Origin of the sequence: Pseudomonas sp. NFACC32-1, assembly GCF_900101215.1 — a bacterium.
GTDB lineage: Bacteria > Pseudomonadota > Gammaproteobacteria > Pseudomonadales > Pseudomonadaceae > Aquipseudomonas.
In genome coordinates this window covers 65,918-83,095 of the sequence record NZ_FMUL01000005.1, presented here as the reverse complement: position 1 = coordinate 83,095, position 17,178 = coordinate 65,918, and the positions used below count along the sequence as shown (strand labels likewise).

Here is a 17,178-nt window from a genome sequence, read left to right as displayed (position 1 = left end):
CAATGCAGGCTGTCGATGGGGTAAACTCGCGCCCATTGCTGTCTGGAGTTATTTATGCGCGCAGAGTTGAACCAGGGCCTGATCGATTTCCTCAAGGCCTCTCCTACCCCGTTCCATGCCACCGCCAGCCTCGCCAAGCGCCTTGAGGCGGCGGGTTATCAGCGTCTTGACGAACGCGAAACCTGGGCCACCGAGGCCAACGGTCGCTACTACGTCACGCGCAACGACTCTTCGATCATCGCCTTCAAACTGGGCCGCAACGCCCCCCTGCACGACGGCATCCGCCTGGTTGGTGCCCATACCGACAGCCCTTGCCTACGGGTCAAGCCCCAACCTGAATTGCAGCGCCACGGGTTCTGGCAGTTGGGCGTGGAAGTCTACGGCGGCGCGTTGCTGGCGCCGTGGTTCGACCGTGACCTGTCCCTGGCCGGGCGCGTGACCTTCCGCCGCGATGGCAAGGTCGAGAGCCAGTTGATCGATTTCAAGGCGCCGATCGCCACCATTCCGAACCTGGCCATCCACCTCAATCGTGAAGCCAACCAGGGCTGGGCCATCAACCCACAGAACGAATTGCCGCCGATCCTCGCCCAGTTCGCCGGTGACGAACGCGTCGACTTCCGTGCCGTGCTCACCGACCAACTGGCCCGCGAACACGGCCTGAATGCCGATGTGGTGCTCGATTACGAGCTGAGCTTCTACGACACCCAGAGCGCCGCCATCGTTGGCCTGCATGGCGATTTCATCGCCGGCGCGCGCCTGGACAACCTGTTGTCCTGCTATGCGGGGCTGCAGGCCTTGCTGAACGCCGATACCGAAGAAACCTGCGTACTGGTGTGCAACGATCACGAGGAAGTCGGCTCCTGCTCGGCCTGCGGGGCCGATGGCCCGATGCTGGAGCAGACCCTGCGCCGTCTGCTGCCTGAAGGCGAAGAGTTCGTACGGACCATTCAGAAATCGCTGCTGGTCTCCGCCGACAACGCCCACGGCGTACATCCCAACTATGCCGACAAGCACGACGCCAACCATGGCCCCAAGCTCAATGCAGGGCCGGTGATCAAGGTCAACTCCAACCAACGCTACGCCACCAACAGCGAAACCGCCGGGTTCTTCCGTCACCTGTGCATGGCCGAAGAAGTACCGGTGCAAAGCTTCGTGGTGCGCAGCGACATGGGCTGCGGTTCGACCATCGGCCCGATCACCGCCAGCCAGCTGGGGGTGCGTACCGTGGACATCGGCCTGCCGACCTTCGCCATGCACTCGATCCGCGAGCTGTGCGGCAGCCATGACCTGGCGCACCTGGTGAAGGTGCTGAGCGCGTTCTATGCCTCTCGTGAGCTGCCCTGAACCGCCGAACCTGTCCGGACCGGAGATCCGCAGCAGAGACCAGCAGACTCCTGTGGCAAGGGGATTTATCCCCGCAGGGTTGTACAGCAACCCTATGCCCTACCGGATGATCGCGGCGACCGACGAATCCTGGGACTGCTTCGCAGTCCTGCGGGGATAGATCCAGTCGCCACAAATGTGTTCGCCTCCGGATCGCGGCTCATGTGATGTACATCATCACACCCCGGCCAATCCCCAACTAGACTGACCTTATCCCTCCCTGGACAAGGCTGTCGCCATGATTTCCATGTCTTCGTTGAACGCCATGCTGGTGCCCATTCTGGCCGGCATGGTCCTGCTGGGCATCGGCTTCAATTTCCGCGACAAGAATGTCGGGGTCTTCGCCATGTGGATCGGCATGCTGCTGATCCTGGCCACGGTCCTGTTCAGGATTCTCGCCAAGCTCAACGAGTCGCTGTAGCGCCGGGTCAGGTTGTCTGTTCCGGCACATCCACACCGACATGGATCGCATCATGCCGCCAGAATTCCAGGTCGCAGTCGATCAGGCGCTGGTGCTGGTCGTAATTGACCCGGGCAATGCGCAGCCCGGGGCTGCCCACTGACACCTTCAACGCTGCCGCAGCCTCCGGCTGCAAGGACGTGGGAACGATTTCGAATTTCACCCGGCCGTAATGCAAGTCGTAATGGCGGGCATACAACTCGGTCATGGACTGGTTCAGGTCGAGCTGGAGGATGTCGGGAAAATACTGCGGATTCAGGTAATGCTCGACATACAGCACCAGGCGCTCATCGATACGCCGCACGCGGCAGATCTGGATCACCCTCGACAGCGCCGGCAATTGTAGCCATGCGCACACCGCCGCCGAAGCCGGCTGCATCCGCGCCGAAATCACCTGGGTGGAAGGCACCCGCCCCTGGGCCGTCACCATGGCGTGGAAATGGCTGCGTTGCATCAGGTTGTAGGCCAGCCGTGGCGGCGAGACGAACCAGCCCCGGCGCTCCTCGCGATAGATCTGTCCCTGGGCCTCGAGCTGCAACAAGGCCTCACGCACGGTGATTCGCGTTGTCCCGAATAACTCACTGAGCTTGCGCTCGGCCGGCAGCTGGCTGCCGGGGGCCAGCAATCCGTGGTCGAGCTGCTCTTGCAGGACCTGGCCGATGGTTGTCACCGCCTTGGTTGCATCGATGCGCATCAAACGTTACCTATCTGGACTAGACCAGCACTGTTTCCGGGCAGAAATCGATGGACCATCGATCCTGTTCTCATGCCTGCAAGCCTAGGCACGGCATATGACTGCTAGATGACAGAGCCGCCGAACGGTCACTTCACACCCCCTGCAAAATCATAGCCAAGTCCTTTCAGATCAGATGTTTAACCATGGTCTACGCTTAAATCCCAGGCGCTTTGCTCGAGTCTCGCAGCCGTGGCGCCCTTTCGCATCGACATCAAATTGTCACAGGGCCCGCTTAAATTGGCTCAGGTATTGCTGACCTAGACCAACACAACCGCAATCGCAGCGTTGAATACGCCCATAGGAGCTTCGGATGAAACAGCTTTTCCTGGCATCACTGTTAGGCTCGACCATCGCCATGTGTACCGCCGCCATGGCCGCTGATACCGATCTGAAAACACTGGAAGCCGCTGCGAAAGCGGAAGGCGCCGTCAATAGCGTCGGCATGCCTGATGACTGGGCGAACTGGAAAGGCACCTGGGACGACCTGGCCAGGCTCTATGGCTTGAAGCACATCGACACTGACATGAGCTCGGCACAGGAAATCGCCAAGTTCGCCGCCGAGAAAGACAACGCCAGCGCCGACATCGGCGACGTCGGCGCGGCCTTCGGCCCGATCGCGGTCAAGCAGGGCGTGGTCCAGCCTTACAAGCCAAGCACCTGGGAACAGATTCCGGACTGGGCCAAGGACAAGGACGGCAACTGGGCACTGGCCTACACCGGCACCATCGCATTCATCGTCAACAAGAAGCTGTTGCACGGCTCCGAAGTGCCGACCAAATGGGCCGACCTGAAAACCGGCAAGTACAAAGTCTCCATCGGCGACGTGAGCACCGCGGCCCAGGCCGCCAATGGCGTGCTGGCGGCGGCCCTGGCCAACGGCGGTGACGAGAAGAACCTGCAACCGGCCCTGTTGATGTTCGCCGACATCGCCAAGCAAGGGCGCCTGTCCATGGCCAACCCGACCATCGCCACCATGGAAAAAGGCGAAGTGGAAGTCGGTGTGGTCTGGGACTTCAACGGCCTGAGCTACAAGGCCAAGATGGCCAACCCGGATGACTACGTCGTGCTGATTCCTTCCGATGGCTCGGTCATCTCCGGCTACACCACCATCATCAACAAATACGCCAAGCACCCGAACGCCGCCAAGCTGACCCGTGAATATATCTTCAGCGACGCCGGCCAGATCAACCTGGCCAAGGGCAACGCCCGTCCGATCCGCGCCGAGCACCTGAAACTGCCGGAAGAGGTCAAGACCAAGCTGCTGCCCAACGAGCAGTACAAGGGCGTGACGCCAATCAAGGACGCCGATGCGTGGGAAAAAACCTCCAAGGCACTGCCGCAGAAGTGGAATGAAGAAGTCATCGTCGAAATGAAGTGAGGCGGTAGTCAGCCCCGCTTGGACATCCAACGAAGACCCCTTGTGGGAGCGAGCTCGCTCGCGATAGCGGTGTATCAGCCAACATTGATGTCGACTGACACGCCCTCATCGCGAGCAAGCTCGCTCTCACATCTGATCTGCGCTGAATCCGAGCTTTCTGGTTTCCATCCGGAGTCCCGGTCCCTATGAAACACAATGTCATCCTGGTAGTGCTCGACGGCCTCAACTACGAAGTCGCGCGCCATGCCATGGGACATCTGCAGGCGTATGTCGGCGCAGGACGCGCGGCGCTCTACAAACTGGAATGTGAACTGCCGGCCCTGTCCCGTCCTCTTTATGAATGCATCCTCACCGGCGTCGAGCCCATCGACAGCGGCATCGTGCACAACAACGTCTCGCGCCTGTCGAACCAGCGCAGCGTCTTCCACTACGCCACCGACGGCGGGTTGAGCACGGCAGCGGCGGCGTATCACTGGATCAGCGAGCTCTACAACGCCTCACCGTTCATATCGGCCCGCGACCGGCATACCGAAAATCCCGACCTGCCCATCCAGTACGGGCATTTCTACTGGAACGACCACTATCCCGATTCCCACCTGTTCGCCGACGCCGAACATCTTCGTCAGCGCTACCAGCCTAATTTCCTCCTGGTTCATCCGATGAACATCGACGATGCCGGTCACCAGCACGGCCTCGACACCCCGCAATATCGCAACAGCGCCCGCTCGGCCGACATCAACCTGGCGGTCTATCTGCAAGCCTGGCTCGACGCCGGTTACCAGGTGCTGGTGACCGCCGACCACGGCATGAACAACGACCGCTCCCACAACGGCATGCTGGCCGAGGAACGCGAGGTGCCGCTGTTTGTCCTGGGCGACAGCTTCAGCCTCGACCCCGAGGCAACGCCTCGCCAGGTCGAACTGTGCGGCACCGTCTGCCAGTTGCTGGGTGTCGAGCACGACAAACCCTATTGCCAGGAGTTGCTCAAGTGAATGCCATGACACGCGGCAAATGGCTGGCAGCCTTGTGCCTGGTGCCTTTCGCGATTTTCTTCATCGTGTTCCAGATCGCCCCGCTGCTCTGGGTACTGGTCAATAGCCTGGAATCGGAAGAGTTCGGCTGGGGCCTGGCCAATTTCAGCAAGATCTTCAACTCCAAGTTCTATCGCCAGGCGATCCAGCACAGCCTGGAAATCAGCTTCTGGTCCAGCGTGTTCGGCATCGTCATCGCTGTATTGGGCAGCTATTCATTGCGCCGGGTCGATTCGCGCCTGCGCAATTTCGTCAACGCTTTCGCCAACATGACCAGCAACTTCGCCGGCGTGCCCCTGGCCTTCGCGTTCATCATCCTGCTGGGGTTCAACGGCAGCATCACCCTGATGCTCAAACAGGCCGGCGTGATCGAGGATTTCAACCTGTATTCGAAAACCGGGCTGATCATCCTCTACACCTACTTCCAGATTCCCCTGGGGGTGCTGCTGCTCTATCCGGCCTTCGACGCCCTGCGCGAAGATTGGCGCGAGTCCGCCGCCCTGCTGGGGGCCAGTGGCTGGCAGTTCTGGCGGCACATCGGCCTGCCGGTGCTGACCCCGGCGCTGCTGGGCACGTTCGTGATCCTGCTGGCCAACGCCCTGGGGGCCTACGCAACGGTCTACGCCCTGACCACCGGCAACTTCAACGTCCTGCCCATCCGCATCGCCGCCATGGTGTCCGGGGATATCTCCCTCGACCCGAACATGGCCAGCGCCCTGGCCGTGGTCCTGGTGGCGTTGATGACCCTGGTGACCATCGTCCATCAGTTGCTGCTCAAGAGGAGCTACCATGTCGCGCGCTGACTCGGGCCCTGCCGGGCTCTATCACCGGGTGGTGGTATACGTGCTGTTCGCCATCCTGCTGCTGCCCCTGGTCGGCACCCTGGTCTACTCCATCGCCAGCAGCTGGTCGGCCACCGTGCTGCCCAGCGGCTTCACGTTCAAATGGTATGTGCAACTGTGGAGCGATCCGCGGTTTCTCGGCGCGTTCGGCCAATCGCTGGTGGTGTGCGTCGCAGCGCTGGTGCTTTCGGTGGTGCTGATCCTGCCGCTGTTGTTCGTGGTGCATTACCACTTCCCGAAGCTCGACGCGCTGATGAATATCCTCATCCTGCTACCCTTCGCGGTACCGCCGGTGGTGTCTTCGGTGGGGCTGCTTCAGCTCTACGGCTCCGGGCCACTGGCGATGGTGGGCACGCCATGGATCCTGATCGGCTGCTATTTCACGGTCGCCCTGCCGTTCATGTACCGGGCGATCACCAACAACCTGCAGGCCATCAACCTGCGCGACCTGATGGATGCCGCCCAATTGCTCGGTGCCAGCACCTTCCAGGCGGCGTTCCTGGTAGTGCTGCCGAACCTGCGCAAGGGCCTGATGGTGGCACTGCTGCTGTCGTTCTCGTTCCTGTTCGGCGAGTTCGTCTTCGCCAATATCCTGGTGGGCACCCGTTATGAAACCCTGCAGGTCTACCTGAACAACATGCGCAACAGCAGCGGCCACTTCACCAGTGCGCTGGTGATTTCCTACTTCTTTTTCGTACTGGTCCTGACCTGGGCGGCCAATATCTTGAACAAGGACAAAAGCCAATGAGCTACGTCAGCGTCCAACACCTGCAGAAAAGCTACGCCGGCACCCCGGTATTCAGCGACATCAATTGCGAGATCCACAAGGGCGAATTCGTCACCCTGCTGGGCCCGTCCGGTTGTGGCAAGTCCACGCTGCTGCGTTGCATCGCCGGCCTGACGGCGGTGGACGCCGGCCAGATCCTGCTGGACGGCCAGGACATCGTCCCGCTGAGCCCACAGAAGCGCGGGATCGGCATGGTCTTCCAGAGCTACGCCCTGTTTCCCAACATGACCGTGGAGCAGAACGTGGCCTTCGGGCTGCGCATGCAGAAGGTCGACGCCTCGGACAGTCACCAGCGTGTGTCGGAGATCCTGCGCCTGGTGGAGCTGCACGACTTTGCCGCCCGCTATCCCCATCAACTCTCCGGCGGCCAGTGCCAGCGCGTCGCCCTCGCCCGCTCCCTGGTGACCCGGCCACGCCTGTTGCTGCTGGACGAGCCGTTATCGGCCCTGGATGCGCGGATTCGCAAACACCTGCGCGAACAGATCCGTCAGATCCAGCGCGAGTTGGGCCTGACCACGATTTTCGTCACACACGATCAGGAAGAAGCCCTGACCATGTCTGACCGGATTTTCCTGATGAACCAAGGAAAGATCGTACAAAGCGGCGATGCCGAGACCCTTTACACTGCGCCAGTGGATGTCTTTGCCGCCGGCTTCATCGGCAACTACAACCTGCTGGACGCCGACAGCGCCACCCGGCTGCTGCAACGGCCTGTGAACAGCCGCATCGCGATCCGTCCGGAAGCCATCGAGCTGAACCGCAGCGGCGAGGCCGATGCGCTGATCCGCAGCCACAGCCTGTTGGGCAATGTCATCCGCTACCGGATCGAGGCCCGTGGCGTGGAACTGGTGGTGGATGTGCTCAACCGCTCCGCCGCCGACCTGTACCCTGATGGCGCTCGATTGGCACTTTCCATCGATCCGTCGGCGCTGTGTGAGGTAGCCTGATGGCTTTGTCGATTCTGAAGCTGATACTGAAAAGGGAAACGCGCTGATGGCCCTGGCAATTTTTGATCTGGACGAAACCCTGATCCACGGCGACTGCGCCACCCTCTGGAGCGAGCAGATGGGCCGACTGGGGTGGGTCGACCCCGAGTCGTTCATGCGTCGCAACAATGAGCTGATGGACGCCTACAGTCACGGCAAGCTACGCATGGAAGAGTACATGGACTTCAGCCTGGAGCCGATGATCGGCCGCACGCCGGAAGAAATCGAGCATCTGGTGGCACCATGGGTGGAAGATTTCATCGAACCGATCATCTTCAGCGACGCCACCAAGGCCATCGCCGAACACCGCAAGGCCGGCGACCGGATCCTGGTGATCTCCGCCTCGGGCACGCACCTGGTCAAGCCGATTGCCGAACGCCTGGGCATCGATGAGATCCTGGCGATCGATCTCGAGGTCGCTCATGGGGCATACACTGGCAAGACCGTAGGCGTCCTGACCTACCGCGAAGGCAAGATCACGCGGCTGCTGGACTGGCTGGATGCCGAAGAAGAGAATCTCGAAGGCGCGAGTTTCTATTCCGATTCGCGAAATGATCTGCCGCTGCTGCTCAAGATCGATCACCCGCATGTGGTGAACCCGGATCCGGAATTGAAGGCCTATGCCGAATCGGCCGGCTGGCCGATCCATAGCTGGACATGAAGCCAGCTCCCAGGCTTGGGTGGCGAAAGGTTCAGACAAAGCCTGGGGTTTGTACGAAAAGCCTACAGCCCGCAATACACCTGCATCGCATTCAGGGCCGTGTCATCCCCACTGCCCTGATCGGGCTCACTCTTGAGGCGCAATCCCCAGACATACTGCCCCTGGGGGCAGTAGGCAGCCGCTCCCCAAGTTCCCCACGGCCCTTGTTCCGATGTATCCGAAGGCACTTGCCCCCAGACAGCCTCGACAACTATCAGCAAGAGTGCACAAACCGACGCGTGCAAGGCGACATGGCCTGACATGACAGCGCCCTACTTGAACTTGGAAAAGGCTTTTGCCAGATCCAGAATTGTTTTTTCGTCTTGCCTGTCCATATCACCGTCGCCATCAATGTCGGTTTTGACGTTGACGGTGTCGTAGGGTCCGTTCTTTTTCGAAGCCGTGACAAAGGTCGCGAACTGCAATTTCCTGCCTTTGTAGATCTCCAGGACAACGTCGGGCGATCTATTGTCGTCAACGTACTCTTGGCTCATGCGGAGTTCTTTTGTAGCCATCACATCACCTCTTCTGTTAGTGACACTGAACAGAGAGACAACTATTACTCTCGAACCCACTCTAGGGCGGCTTTCTCCATGGTGTCTACTGTCAGACCTGACAGGTGCATGGGCTTTCCAGCGGAGCGAACAGCCTGGCGTGTTCACCGATCCACGACGGAGGTTCGCTTCCTCGCCGGAGTGTCGTCAGAACAGTGCAGGGGGGAAACAGACCCCGCTTATCGGACAATCTGCTTCCCATGGGCCAGGGATCAGCTCAGGCTTTCATCGATTACCAGCACCAACTTCCCTGACACTTTGTTGCTCGCCAGCTCTGCAAACGCCGCTTCGGCATCCTCGATGGCAAAGGTCCCGGCCAGTTGCGGACTCAGGCGTTTCTCGCTGAACAGCGGCCAGACATGCTCGCCCAACTCTCGCAGCAGATCGGCTTTGAACTGCCCATCGCGACTGCGCAGGGTCGAGCCCAGCAACTGGATGCGCTTGGCAAGTACCTGCGCCAGGTCCAGCTGGGTTTCCCGCCCGCCCATCAGGCCGATCAATACCCAACGCCCGTCAACTGACAAAAGTTTCACGTTGAGCGGGGCGTAACTGGCGCCCACCGGATCGAGAATCACGTCGAAGGGACCGAAGTCGTTCAGGCTGTCCATGCCATCGGTGCGAACCACGCCGCCCTGAGCGCCCAACGCCTCGCAATAGGCCAACCGATCCGCCGAGCCAACACTGACCCAGCACGGGTTGCCGAACGCCTTGCACAGCTGGATAGCCGCCGATCCGACGCCACTGGCTCCGGCGTGCAGGAGCACTTTCTCGCCCGGCTTGAGCGCAGCCAGCTGAAACAGATTCAGCCATGCGGTGCTGTAGACCTCAGGCAGCGCGGCGGCTTCAGCCATGGAAAGGCCCTCGGGCACGGGCAGGACATGCCGGCCATCGACCACCACTTCCTGCGCCATGCCGCCGCCGGCGAGCAAGGCACAGACACGGTCGCCAACCTGCCAGGACGAGCCCGGCCCTACCTCGCTGATCACTCCGGAACACTCCAGCCCCAGCACCTGACTGGCACCGGGCGGCGGCGGGTAATGCCCGGCCTTTTGTAACAAATCGGCCCGATTCAGGCCGGCAGCCGCCACGCGGATGCGAACTTGGCCGGCATCACATGCCGGACTTGGCTCATCAGCCCATACCACTTGGCCTTCAACGCCTTGCAATGCTTTCACGGTGCCTCCATAGTGAGTCTCGACTGGGCCCGTTGCCGCAACGCCGGGCTTTCTTGCATTATGCGCCCGGGCCACATGGAACCGGCGACTTCAAAGACGGCCTAATATGCGTTATCAATTGTCCCTGCGTCGAATCAGTATGAAGCACCTGTTCCCCAGCACCGCCCTTGCGCTTGTCATTGGCCTCGGTCTGTTGCCGCTGTCGAGCGATACGTTCGCAGCCAACAGCTGGGACAAGCTTCAACCCGATCGCGACGAGGTCATTGCCAGCCTTAACGTCGTCGAGTTGCTCAAGCGCCATCACTACAGCAAGCCTCCCCTCGACGATGCACGCTCCGTCATCATCTATGACAGCTACCTGAAGCTGCTCGATCCGTCGCGCAGTTATTTCCTGGCCAGCGACATCGCCGAATTCGACAAGTGGAAAACCCAGTTCGACGACTTCCTCAAGAGCGGCGACCTGAACGCAGGGTTCATCATCTACAAACGTTACCTGGATCGCGTGAAAGCGCGTCTGGACTACGCCCTTGCCGAACTGAACAAAGGCGTCGACAAAATCGACTTCAATGCCAAGGAAACCTTGCTGGTGGATCGCAAGGACGCCCCCTGGCTCAAAAACACCGCCGAACTGGACGACCTGTGGCGCAAACGCGTCAAGGACGAAGTCCTGCGCATGAAGATCGCTGGCAAGGAACCCAAGCAGATCCAGGAAACCCTGATCAAGCGCTACAAGAATCAGCTGGCACGCCTGGACCAGACCCGCGCCGAGGACATCTTCCAGGCGTATATCAACACCTTCGCCATGTCCTACGACCCGCATACCAATTATCTGTCGCCGGATAACGCGGAAAACTTCGACATCAACATGAGTCTGTCCCTGGAAGGCATCGGTGCGGTGCTGCAGAGCGACAACGACCAGGTGAAAATCGTGCGCCTGGTGCCGGCAGGCCCCGCCGACAAGACCAAGCAGGTAAGCCCGGCGGACAAGATCATCGGCGTCGCCCAGGGTGACAAGGAAATGGTCGATGTGGTCGGCTGGCGCCTGGACGAAGTGGTCAAGCTGATCCGTGGTCCGAAAGGCTCGGTGGTGCGCCTGGAAGTCATCCCGGCCAGCAATGCCCCGAACGACCAGACCAGCAAGGTCGTGTCGATTACCCGTGAAGCGGTGAAGCTGGAAGAACAGGCCGCGAAGAAATCGATCCTCAAACTCAAGCAGGACGGTAAGGACTACAAGCTCGGCATCATCGAGATCCCGGCCTTCTACCTGGATTTCAAAGCCTTCCGCGCCGGTGACCCGGACTACAAGAGCACCACTCGCGACGTCAAGAAACTGCTGACCGAATTGCAGAAGGAAAAGGTCGACGGCGTGGTCATCGACTTGCGCAACAATGGCGGTGGTTCCCTGCAGGAAGCAACCGAGCTGACCAGCCTGTTCATCGACAAGGGCCCGACCGTGCTGGTACGCAACGCCGATGGCCGGGTGGATGTGCTCGAAGACGAAAACCCGGGCGCGTTCTACAAGGGCCCGATGGCATTGCTGGTCAATCGCCTGTCGGCTTCGGCCTCGGAGATCTTCGCCGGCGCCATGCAGGACTACCACCGGGCGCTCATCATCGGTGGCCAGACCTTCGGCAAAGGCACCGTGCAGACCATCCAGCCGCTCAACCATGGCGAGCTGAAACTGACCCTGGCCAAGTTCTACCGGGTTTCCGGGCAGAGCACCCAGCATCAGGGCGTGCTGCCGGATATCGATTACCCGTCGATCATCGACACCAAGGAAATCGGCGAAAGCGCCCTGCCCGAAGCCATGCCGTGGGACACCATCCGGCCGGCGATCAAACCGGCGGTGGACCCGTTCAAGCCGTTCCTGGCCCAGCTCAAGTCCGAGCATGACGCCCGCACGGCCCAGGACGCGGAATTCGTGTTCATCCGCGACAAGCTGGCCCTGGCGCAGAAACTGATGACCGAGAAGACCGTCACCCTCAACGAAACCGAGCGTCGCGCGCAACACACCGACATCGAGGCCAAGCAACTGGCGATGGAAAACCTGCGCCGCAAGGCCAAGGGTGAAGAACCGCTCAAGGAATTGAAGAAAGAGGACGAAGACCTCATCACCGAGCCGGAAAAAACCAAGCCGGAAGACGATGCCTACCTGAGCGAGACCGGGCGAATCCTGTTGGATTACCTGAAACTCAACACGGCGGTCGCGAAACATTAAGGTGATAGCCATTTAATGCTACCGCTCCTCGGAGCGTCATCAAACTGACATCATTCTGTCGTGAAATACAGGACCGGGCGCCCCCAGCGGGAGGCGCCCAGTCCTTTTTTTTCGCCAGAGATAGCCATGACCACGACCGAACAGCTGGGTGCCTTGAGTTCAATCCTGACTCAAAGCGGTTTGCACAGCCTGTTCCAACCGATCATCTGCCTTTCCGAACGACGCATCGTGGGTTATGAGGCCCTGACCCGCGGACCGTCCAACAGCCCGTTGCACTCCCCCATCGCCCTGCTCTCCGTGGCACGCCAGGCCGGACGGCTCAGTGAACTGGAACTGGCCTGCCGGCGCAGCGCCTGCCAGCGTTTCAACGAGCAGAAACTGCCGGGCAAACTGTTTCTGAACGTCTCGCCCGAATCGCTGCTGGAGTCGGCGCACCAGACCGGCCGCACATTGCAGCTGTTGCAGGATTTCGGCATTCCACCCAGCCAGGTGGTGATCGAACTGACCGAGCAAACCCCCATCGACGACTTCCAGCTCCTGCAGACCGCCTTGCATCATTATCGCGCCATGGGCTTTTCCATCGCCCTGGACGACCTGGGGGCTGGTTATTCGAGCCTGCGACTGTGGTCCGAATTGCGGCCCGACTATGTGAAGATCGATCGGCATTTCATCGATGGCATTCACCAGGACGCTCTCAAGCGCGAATTCGTCGGTTCGATCCTGAAGATCGCCCGCACCTCACGGTCGCAGGTCATCGCCGAAGGCATCGAACTGCCCGAGGAACTGGCGGTACTGATCGAGATGGGCGTCGACCTGGTCCAGGGTTACCTGCTGGCCCGCCCCCAGGAGCAGCCGTCCCGGGACGCCAGGGCGCTCATGCCCAGGCAGGACAGCGGCGCAGTATCGCTGAACGATGAGGTCAACGACCTCGGGGCCTTGCTCAACGAACAACCGGCCGTGGCTCACGACACTCCCACGGCCACAGTGCTGGAGGCCTTTCGGCGCCAGGCCAACCTCAATTCCCTGGCGGTACTGGACAACCAGAACCACCCCTGTGGCATCGTCCATCGCCATTCGCTTTCGGACGCCCTGCTCAAGCCCTTCGCCACCGACCTGTTCGCCCGCAAACCCATCAGCCGCCTGATGAGCGATGACTTCCTGGCCGTGGAGCTGAACCAGTCGCTGCAGCAGGTCAGCCGCCTCATCACCAGCCGCGCCCGGCAACGCATCGAAGAAGACTTCATCATCACCCTCAACGGCGGTTACCTGGGACTGGGGCGGGTGATCGACGTGCTCAAGCTCATCACCGAGCTGAAAATCCAGCAGGCCCGCTACGCCAACCCCCTGACCCTGCTGCCGGGCAACGTCCCCATCCAGCAATGCCTGACCCGCCTGCTGCAGCAACGGCAGGAATCGGTGATCTGCTACGTGGACATCGACAGTTTCAAACCCTTCAACGATATCTATGGCTACGGCCGAGGCGATGAAGTCCTGCTGTGCCTGGCCCAATGCCTGAACGAACGCATCGACCCCAGCCGCGACTTCGTCGGCCACATCGGCGGCGACGACTTCCTGCTGGTCCTTGGCCCGGAAGACTGGCGCAAGCGCCTGGACCAGCTTCTGAGCGACTTCCAGACCCACTGCCGGCGCTTCTATCGCCCCGAACACCTGGAAGCGGGATGCTTTACCGCACTGAACCGGCAAGGGGTCCGCCAGGAGTTTGCGTTGTTGTCACTGTCCATCGGGGTGGTGTATCTGCGGTCGGAGGCGTGCGAGGAGCTGGACGCCAGCCAGCTGGCGGAACTGGCTTCACAGGCCAAGCATCATGCCAAGGACATGGCCGGAGGCAGCGTGTACCTGGTCGAGGCAGAGCCTGCGAAGGATGTGGACGTGGCCACCGTATAGCGACACCCCACCGAACACAGCCGCCAGTTGGCTCGGATCGGCTGTCAGGTAGCGGCCGGTTTCAGGATTGCAGTAGCGGTGCCGATCATAGTGCAGACCCGTCTCGGGGTCGAAGTACTGGCCGTGCGAACGCAGCGGCTGCTCCAGCTCTTCGCCGCCGCCGTGCTCGATCGCACAGGCCCTGCCGTAGCCGGTGTAGCGCGCCGACCAGACGATCTGGCCGCCATAGTTGGTCAGTTCCTGGGGCAGCCCCAGATGGTCGAGGTGGTAGTAGAACGGGCAGCTGTTCAGGCCTTTGCCGTCGAGCATCGCCAGTGGGCGGAAGGTGCCGGGCTCGTAGAGGTAGCTGCGGTAGTGGCGCGGACTGCTTTCAGCGACGAGGAAATCCCCCTGCCAGAAAAACCTAGTGGTCAGGCCTTCGACGGTCTTGCTGATGCGTCGGCCAAACGCGTCGTAGCGGTAGGACATTTCGCGACCTTCCGGCGTGGTGACGCCGATCAGGCGATGCTGAGTGTCATACCGGTATTCAGTGAGGAGGACGTGAGCCTCACCGTGACGCTCGCGGATCAGGTTGCCAAAGGCGTCGTAGTCGGCGTGGTGGTCGCCTTCGCTGGGCAGGCGGTTGTCCTCGAGGCTGGGCGGGTAAGGGCCCTGCGGCAGATTGCCAACCGGGCCGTGGCCGAAGGGTTGCGGCGGCTCATCCTGGCCACGCTCGATGCGGATCAGCCGATCCGAGCCATCGTACCGATAAGTGCACTGTCCATCATGGCTGTCGGAAATGACCTCAAGGTTTCCCTTGGCACTGTAGGTAAAAGCGCGCCAGAACAAGGACTGCCGGTTCTGTTGCACCGTACAAGCCCTGAGACGGCCCTGGTCATCGTAGTCATAGTGGCTGAGCAGCAGTCCCTGTTGACGCTGCCATTCGCGACCGGCCCGGTAACGATGTTCGGTGAGGCGCTCACCGTTGAGGTCGATGGCAGTGAGCATCCCCCCTGCGGCGTAATGGAAATCGACCTGGCTGTTGTCCGGCAAGCCCATGCGATCGAGCCGCCCGCAGGTATCGTAGCGATAACGCAGGGTGCCCTGGCCTTGATGTTCGGCGACCAGCCGGTCCTGGGCGTCGTACTCGAAGACCAGCGGGTGATCGCTGCCATCGCTGACCTCCGCCAGCCGTCCCAGCCTGTCGTAGCGGTACTGGATCGACTGTCCGTCGGGCAAGGTCTTGACCCGAAGCCGCCCGGCCGCGTCGCGCTGGTAGGTCGTCAGCCACTGGCTGCCATCGACGCCGAAGTCGGTTTTTTCCAGCAGGCCTCCGTTGAGGTCATAGACGTAGTCCGTACGCTGGCCGTCGAAGCCGACTTGCCGTCGGATCAGGCCGCCGGGGGTGTAGTCCAGCTGGTATTTTTCCCCGGATTCATTTTCGATTTCGGTCAGTAGCAACCGCGCCGAGTCATATCGGTAGTGCAGCTCGCTGCCATCGGGGTTGATGCGTCGGCTGACCAAGGGCCAATCATCGGCATATTCGTAATGGGTGATGCGGCCCTGTTCGTCGCGTTCACGGGTGATCTTGCCGTAGGCGTTGTAGTGCCAGGCGCGGCTGGCACCGGTTGGCGAGGTCGCCTGAAGCAGGCGCCCCACGGCGTCCCATTGATAATGGGTCAAGCCACCGTGTTCGTCCTGGCAGGTCAGCAAACGCCCGAGGAGGTCGTAGGTAAACGCCCGTCGACTGCCATCTGGCAAGGTTTCTTCAGCCAACTGCCCCAGAGCATCGCGAGCGAAGCGGTGTTCGCCGCCGTCCGGATAGCGGATCGCCGACAACTGTCCGTGAGCGTCATAGGCATAACCGGTACTTTGTCGACCCGGGTCAATGACCTCGATCACGTCACCCTGGGCATTGCACCGGTAGGTCCATCTCGCATCACCGCGCGCCTTGGCGTACAGGACACCGTTGCGGTATTCGTAGGTCGTAGGCAGTTCGTTCGGTGGAATCAGCGCTGCCAGCCGTCCGTCCTCGTCGTAACGGTATTCGGTGACGCCGCCCAGGGGATCCTGCTCAGCGATCAAACGCCCCTGTTCGTCGTAGGCCTTGAGGTGCTCGCCGCCATCGGGATCGACCTTGCGCACCAGACGCGCCTGCTCGTCGTGGATGTACGCCTCTTCGCTGCCGTCGAGGTGTCGGACCGTGACGCAACCGCCCTCGCCCCAGCGATAACGGATGTCCAACTGCGGGAACGAGGCCCAATACCGCACGCAGCGGGCCGACTTCCCGGCCCCCTCCCACTCCCAGAAAAAACTCGCGCCACCGGCCAGTTGCCTCTGGAGGATGACGTGCTGGTCGTCGTAGTCGTAGCGCTCGCTCTCACCGGCGGCATTGGTCGCTTCGATGAGTCGCAGGCGCCCGTCATAGCGGTAGGACATCAAGGTCTGCTCGGTACGCCAGGCGTCGTCCAGGGTCAGGGCCGGATGGAAGCTCTGGTAGTCGATGGCCACCAGGTGGCGCTGCTCGTAACGCAGGCGCAGGCAGCGTCCGACACCGTTGTCGAGGCGACTGATATCGCCATGGATGTTGCGCTGCAGGGTCAGGCGGTTGCCGTAGCGGTCGCTGAGGGCGATCAGTTGGCCGTCGCGAAAATGCAGGAAAGGTGCTTGCCCACCCGGCTGGGCAATGATCATCTCATCCGGTTCGCCCCCCAGGTAAATCGCCGCGTGGACCAGGCCATGTTGAATCGCCGGGCGCTGGACGCTGGGCAGGGGAAAGGTCGTCCGACGGTTTTCGTGGTCGATCCAGATGACTTGCCCGTCTTCAAGCCGCAAGCGATGCGCCAGGGCATGGCTCCAGCCACGTCCCAGGCCCAGGTCCTGATCGGCGGCACCGCTGCGGTACATGCGAGTGAAGACAAACGGCATCCGGCCATCGAGCTGACCGTCGTCAAGGCTCAGCAATCCCTCGCCCGTGACCAAGGACAGCTGGCCGCCGCGGGTGCAAGGCAAGGCCGCCGTGCTGATTATCGGGGGACGTCCAG

The 17,178-nt window shown here is 61.3% G+C and carries 14 protein-coding genes and 1 pseudogene; 10 read left to right on the top strand and 5 right to left on the bottom strand.

Features of this window, described 5'->3' with window-relative positions:
• Positions 1-54: 54 nt before the first annotated feature.
• Both BLP99_RS10225 and BLP99_RS10220 read left to right on the top strand, forming a co-directional pair.
• Positions 55-1,344: a M18 family aminopeptidase gene (locus BLP99_RS10225; RefSeq protein ID WP_072393895.1), complete on the top strand. Its 1,290-nt coding sequence runs from the start codon at positions 55-57 to the stop codon at positions 1,342-1,344.
• 277 nt (positions 1,345-1,621) lie between these two features.
• The gene (locus tag BLP99_RS10220) at positions 1,622-1,804 is read left to right on the top strand and encodes a hypothetical protein (RefSeq protein WP_072393898.1); all 183 of its coding nucleotides are present in this window, start codon (positions 1,622-1,624) and stop codon (positions 1,802-1,804) included.
• Between the two features lie 7 nt (positions 1,805-1,811).
• On the opposite strand, the gene BLP99_RS10215 is transcribed toward BLP99_RS10220, so the two are convergent.
• Positions 1,812-2,537 (bottom strand): UTRA domain-containing protein, encoded by a 726-nt coding sequence (locus BLP99_RS10215; protein ID WP_072393901.1) that lies wholly within the window; start codon positions 2,535-2,537, stop codon positions 1,812-1,814.
• 352 nt (positions 2,538-2,889) lie between these two features.
• Between BLP99_RS10215 and BLP99_RS10210 the strand changes: the two genes are divergently transcribed.
• From BLP99_RS10210 to BLP99_RS10185, 6 genes are all read left to right on the top strand, one after another.
• Complete coding sequence (locus tag BLP99_RS10210) at positions 2,890-3,957, top strand: ABC transporter substrate-binding protein (protein ID WP_072393904.1); 1,068 nt, start codon at positions 2,890-2,892, stop codon at positions 3,955-3,957.
• A gap of 185 nt (positions 3,958-4,142) precedes the next feature.
• Positions 4,143-4,949, top strand: coding sequence for an alkaline phosphatase family protein (locus tag BLP99_RS10205; protein ID WP_072459326.1), 807 nt, complete (start codon positions 4,143-4,145; stop codon positions 4,947-4,949).
• A 5-nt stretch (positions 4,950-4,954) separates the two neighbouring features.
• On the top strand, positions 4,955-5,791 hold the full coding sequence (locus BLP99_RS10200) for an ABC transporter permease (protein WP_168199554.1): 837 nt from the start codon (positions 4,955-4,957) through the stop codon (positions 5,789-5,791).
• The gene (locus tag BLP99_RS10195; protein ID WP_092180264.1) at positions 5,778-6,578 is read left to right on the top strand and encodes an ABC transporter permease; all 801 of its coding nucleotides are present in this window, start codon (positions 5,778-5,780) and stop codon (positions 6,576-6,578) included. Before BLP99_RS10200 ends, BLP99_RS10195 begins: the two co-directional genes overlap by 14 nt.
• Positions 6,575-7,564 (top strand): ABC transporter ATP-binding protein, encoded by a 990-nt coding sequence (locus BLP99_RS10190; protein ID WP_092180262.1) that lies wholly within the window; start codon positions 6,575-6,577, stop codon positions 7,562-7,564. The genes BLP99_RS10195 and BLP99_RS10190 overlap by 4 nt, the downstream gene beginning before the upstream one ends.
• A gap of 46 nt (positions 7,565-7,610) precedes the next feature.
• Positions 7,611-8,264 (top strand): HAD family hydrolase, encoded by a 654-nt coding sequence (locus BLP99_RS10185; protein WP_072393919.1) that lies wholly within the window; start codon positions 7,611-7,613, stop codon positions 8,262-8,264.
• A gap of 62 nt (positions 8,265-8,326) precedes the next feature.
• Here the strand turns inward: BLP99_RS10185 and BLP99_RS26820 are convergent, their stop codons facing one another.
• The 3 genes from BLP99_RS26820 to BLP99_RS10170 form a co-directional block, all read right to left on the bottom strand.
• The gene (locus BLP99_RS26820) at positions 8,327-8,566 is read right to left on the bottom strand and encodes a hypothetical protein (RefSeq protein ID WP_072459327.1); all 240 of its coding nucleotides are present in this window, start codon (positions 8,564-8,566) and stop codon (positions 8,327-8,329) included.
• 9 nt (positions 8,567-8,575) lie between these two features.
• Positions 8,576-8,797: a hypothetical protein gene (locus BLP99_RS10175; protein ID WP_072393922.1), complete on the bottom strand. Its 222-nt coding sequence runs from the start codon at positions 8,795-8,797 to the stop codon at positions 8,576-8,578.
• Positions 8,798-9,069: 272 nt separating this feature from the next.
• Entirely contained in the window at positions 9,070-10,032 is a 963-nt protein-coding gene (locus tag BLP99_RS10170) for a zinc-binding dehydrogenase (protein ID WP_072459328.1), read from the bottom strand.
• A 139-nt stretch (positions 10,033-10,171) separates the two neighbouring features.
• Between BLP99_RS10170 and BLP99_RS10165 the strand changes: the two genes are divergently transcribed.
• Both BLP99_RS10165 and BLP99_RS10160 read left to right on the top strand, forming a co-directional pair.
• On the top strand, positions 10,172-12,250 hold the full coding sequence (locus BLP99_RS10165) for a carboxy terminal-processing peptidase (protein ID WP_176776501.1): 2,079 nt from the start codon (positions 10,172-10,174) through the stop codon (positions 12,248-12,250).
• A gap of 126 nt (positions 12,251-12,376) precedes the next feature.
• Complete coding sequence (locus BLP99_RS10160) at positions 12,377-14,155, top strand: bifunctional diguanylate cyclase/phosphodiesterase (protein WP_072393931.1); 1,779 nt, start codon at positions 12,377-12,379, stop codon at positions 14,153-14,155.
• Between the two features lie 6 nt (positions 14,156-14,161).
• On the opposite strand, the pseudogene BLP99_RS10155 reads toward BLP99_RS10160, so the two are convergent.
• Positions 14,162-17,140 (bottom strand): annotated as a pseudogene (locus BLP99_RS10155) (DUF6531 domain-containing protein); the annotation flags it as partial.
• Positions 17,141-17,178 lie beyond the last annotated feature (38 nt).

Bases quoted from the DNA above. Each gene is read 5' to 3' on its own strand.
- BLP99_RS10225 (WP_072393895.1), top strand. From the start codon at position 55: ATGCGCGCAGAGTTGAACCAGGGCCTGATCGATTTCCTCAAGGCCTCT.
- BLP99_RS10220 (WP_072393898.1), top strand. From the start codon at position 1,622: ATGATTTCCATGTCTTCGTTGAACGCCATGCTGGTGCCCATTCTGGCC.
- BLP99_RS10215 (WP_072393901.1), bottom strand. From the start codon at position 2,537: ATGCGCATCGATGCAACCAAGGCGGTGACAACCATCGGCCAGGTCCTG.
- BLP99_RS10210 (WP_072393904.1), top strand. From the start codon at position 2,890: ATGAAACAGCTTTTCCTGGCATCACTGTTAGGCTCGACCATCGCCATG.
- BLP99_RS10205 (WP_072459326.1), top strand. From the start codon at position 4,143: ATGAAACACAATGTCATCCTGGTAGTGCTCGACGGCCTCAACTACGAA.
- BLP99_RS10200 (WP_168199554.1), top strand. From the start codon at position 4,955: ATGACACGCGGCAAATGGCTGGCAGCCTTGTGCCTGGTGCCTTTCGCG.
- BLP99_RS10195 (WP_092180264.1), top strand. From the start codon at position 5,778: ATGTCGCGCGCTGACTCGGGCCCTGCCGGGCTCTATCACCGGGTGGTG.
- BLP99_RS10190 (WP_092180262.1), top strand. From the start codon at position 6,575: ATGAGCTACGTCAGCGTCCAACACCTGCAGAAAAGCTACGCCGGCACC.
- BLP99_RS10185 (WP_072393919.1), top strand. From the start codon at position 7,611: ATGGCCCTGGCAATTTTTGATCTGGACGAAACCCTGATCCACGGCGAC.
- BLP99_RS26820 (WP_072459327.1), bottom strand. From the start codon at position 8,566: ATGTCAGGCCATGTCGCCTTGCACGCGTCGGTTTGTGCACTCTTGCTG.
- BLP99_RS10175 (WP_072393922.1), bottom strand. From the start codon at position 8,797: ATGAGCCAAGAGTACGTTGACGACAATAGATCGCCCGACGTTGTCCTG.
- BLP99_RS10165 (WP_176776501.1), top strand. From the start codon at position 10,172: ATGAAGCACCTGTTCCCCAGCACCGCCCTTGCGCTTGTCATTGGCCTC.
- BLP99_RS10160 (WP_072393931.1), top strand. From the start codon at position 12,377: ATGACCACGACCGAACAGCTGGGTGCCTTGAGTTCAATCCTGACTCAA.